The sequence below is a fragment of the Bremerella sp. JC817 genome (assembly GCF_040718835.1).
Lineage (GTDB): Bacteria > Planctomycetota > Planctomycetia > Pirellulales > Pirellulaceae > Bremerella.
In genome coordinates this window covers 1-485 of sequence record NZ_JBFEFG010000059.1, presented here as the reverse complement: position 1 = coordinate 485, position 485 = coordinate 1, and the positions used below count along the sequence as shown (strand labels likewise).

The window sequence follows — 485 nt, the reverse complement described above, 5'->3', positions numbered from 1 at the left end:
ACGCGGGCGTCGCGAGCGACGCCGGCCACTCGGGCCGGCGCCGACGCGGTGGCCCAGGGAGGATGGCCCCATGGACAGTCCCCTGTTCGATCATGACCTCGATGGCCCGCCTCATCTCGGCGCGGCGGACGTCCGGGTCAGGCGAGAGACCGACGCGAAGTCGGGAAAAGGCCCGGCCGGCGGGCCGAAACCGCGCATGGAGCAGGCCGGGGATCGCCCGGGCATCGGGTGGATCGAGGGGGTGCCGGTCTGCGAACTGCTTGGCGGACGCCATGGCGAAGACTACGTTCTCTACCGAGCGATTTCGCAGCAGTCGCCTGAACAAATGGCGGCCAAGGTTGCTGGTTGAAAGACGAGATACCGAAACGCTTCAATCTCGGCGAAGTCCATCGAGTCTTCGACCCGGGCATCGATTGACTGCTGCTGCATCAGCCCCAGCAATTGCAGATCAAGCAGGGCCGAGTCGACATCGTTGTCGAGCACTT

General features: G+C 65.6%; 2 protein-coding genes. One reads left to right on the top strand and one right to left on the bottom strand.

The annotated features are described in order from the left end of the window. Positions 1-70: 70 nt before the first annotated feature. Entirely contained in the window at positions 71-349 is a 279-nt protein-coding gene (locus AB1L30_RS00280; protein WP_367011361.1) for a hypothetical protein, read from the top strand. On the opposite strand, the gene AB1L30_RS00275 is transcribed toward AB1L30_RS00280, so the two are convergent. Continuing rightward, positions 292-485 (bottom strand): hypothetical protein (locus AB1L30_RS00275; protein WP_367011360.1); only part of this gene is annotated, 194 nt, incomplete at its 5' end. The genes AB1L30_RS00280 and AB1L30_RS00275 overlap by 58 nt on opposite strands.

Excerpts from the sequence above, each read along its gene's own strand:
- AB1L30_RS00280 (WP_367011361.1), top strand. The coding sequence starts at position 71 with ATGGACAGTCCCCTGTTCGATCATGACCTCGATGGCCCGCCTCATCTC.